The sequence below is a fragment of the Kineococcus gurbantunggutensis genome (assembly GCF_050871925.1).
Classification (GTDB): Bacteria; Actinomycetota; Actinomycetes; order Actinomycetales; family Kineococcaceae; genus Kineococcus.
In genome coordinates, this window is record NZ_JBJLSG010000326.1 from 1 (window position 1) to 1,688 (window position 1,688).

Annotated in this window: 3 protein-coding genes; all 3 read right to left on the reverse strand. The window is 72.9% G+C overall.

Annotation, left to right across the window (positions count from 1 at the left end):
* Positions 1-92 precede the first annotated feature (92 nt).
* From ACRYR7_RS25475 to ACRYR7_RS25485, 3 genes are read right to left on the reverse strand one after another with little or no spacing between them, the layout of a single operon-like run.
* Positions 93-716 (reverse strand): GTP-binding protein, encoded by a 624-nt coding sequence (locus ACRYR7_RS25475; protein ID WP_432575186.1) that lies wholly within the window; start codon positions 714-716, stop codon positions 93-95.
* On the reverse strand, positions 697-1,089 hold the full coding sequence (locus tag ACRYR7_RS25480) for a DUF742 domain-containing protein (RefSeq protein ID WP_432575187.1): 393 nt from the start codon (positions 1,087-1,089) through the stop codon (positions 697-699). Before ACRYR7_RS25480 ends, ACRYR7_RS25475 begins: the two co-directional genes overlap by 20 nt.
* 7 nt (positions 1,090-1,096) lie before the next feature.
* Positions 1,097-1,543, reverse strand: coding sequence for a roadblock/LC7 domain-containing protein (locus ACRYR7_RS25485; RefSeq protein ID WP_432575188.1), 447 nt, complete (start codon positions 1,541-1,543; stop codon positions 1,097-1,099).
* Between the last annotated feature and the right edge of the window lie 145 nt (positions 1,544-1,688).

The window sequence follows — 1,688 nt, forward strand, 5'->3', positions numbered from 1 at the left end:
GGCACCCCGGGCGGGGTGCCGGCCTCCCGGCGGGCGCGCGGGCCCTGCTCAGCGCGGTGCCGGCGCGGTGCCGGCGCGGTGCCGACCCCGGCTCAGCTCTGGTTCAGGCGGGCCAGCGCGGTCTGCACGAGCGTGATGAGGCTGTGCTTGGTGGCGGCCTTGCTGCGCGCGTCGGTGTAGACGAGCGGGACGTGGTCCGGCACCGCCAGGGCCTCGCGCACGGAGTCCAGGTCGTGCTGGGCGACGCCGTCGAAGCAGTTGACCGCCACGACGAAGGGGATGCCGCGGGACTCGAAGTAGTCCACGGCCGGGAAGCACTGGTCGAGGCGGTCGGTGTCGACCAGGACGACCGCGCCGATGGCGCCCTTGACCAGGTCGTCCCACATGAACAGGAAGCGGTCCTGGCCCGGGGTGCCGAACAGGTACAGCCACAGGTTGCCCGGCAGGGCGATGCGGCCGAAGTCCATCGCGACCGTGGTGGAGGTCTTGCGGTCCGAGTTCAGGCCCGCGTCGTCGACCCCGACCGAGTGCTCGGTCATGGCCGCCTCGGTGCGCAGCGGCTCGATGTCGGAGATCGACCCGATGAAGGTCGTCTTGCCGACGGCGAACCCGCCGGCCACGACGATCTTGACGACGGTGGGCGGGGCGGTGGGCTCGGTGGCGGTCCCCGCAGCGCCTGGCGCGGGGGCGCTCACGTCAGAGCGAGGAAATGCCATTGAGAACACTCTCCAGGACGCTGATGGTGGTCGCGGGTTGGGGGGACGTGGCCAGGGTCAGGCCGTGGACGCGCACCTTGCCGGAGGCGGCGAGGTCGCTGACCACGACCCGCAGGACCCCGACGGGCAGGTGGACGTGGGCGGACAGCTCGGCGACCGAGAGGTACGAGGTCCGGGTCAGCTCCAGGATCCGGCGCCGCTCGGGCGTCATCCCGACCTCGGGCTCGGCCAGGGCCTCCACGAGCGCCTCGACCGGCAGGTCGGCGTTCGTGGGGCGCGTCCGCCCACCGGTGACGGTGTAGGGGCGGACGGTGAACTCCTCGGCGTCCTCGTCGTCGTCGGACCAGAGGTCCGCGCTCCCTGCTGCTGTCATGGCGGGGTCACCACCGGGCGCCGGCCGGGGCGGAGACGGGCAGGGCGGCCCGCATCTCCGAGACCAGCTGCGGGGTCAGGACGGTCTCGAAGCGCTGCACCAGCATGGCCATCTCGTAGCCGATGAGGCCGACGTCGCAGCCGGCCTCGGCGGACACGGCCAGGACCGAGCCGTCGGAGACGTTGACCAGGAAGAAGAACGAGTCGTCCATCTCGATGATCGCCTGGCGCACGTCGCCGGAGTCGAGCTGGCGGGCGGCGCCGCGGGCGAGGCTGGAGACGCCCGAGACGATGGCGGCGAGCTGGTCGCCGGCCTCGCGGTGCAGCTTGTCGGACATCGCCATGAGCAGGCCGTCGGCGGAGACGACGACGGTGTGCTGGACGCCGGGAGTGCTGCGGACGAAGTTGTCGAGGAGCCAGCTGAAGTCGGCGGCCTCGGAGCTAAGCGCGGTCACAGTGGGGTTCCTCTTCTCGGGCTGCTCTGACGGTCGGCAGAGTCCTGGTGGTGGTGGTGGTGGTGGTGGTGGTCGGTGGGGGCGGGCCGGTGCCCGCCGGTCCCCCCGCGCGGCGCGGCCCCGGGCGGCGCGGCGTCCCGGCGCC

Excerpts from the sequence above, each read along its gene's own strand:
- ACRYR7_RS25475 (WP_432575186.1), bottom strand. The coding sequence starts at position 716 with ATGGCATTTCCTCGCTCTGACGTGAGCGCCCCCGCGCCAGGCGCTGCG.
- ACRYR7_RS25480 (WP_432575187.1), bottom strand. The coding sequence starts at position 1,089 with ATGACAGCAGCAGGGAGCGCGGACCTCTGGTCCGACGACGACGAGGAC.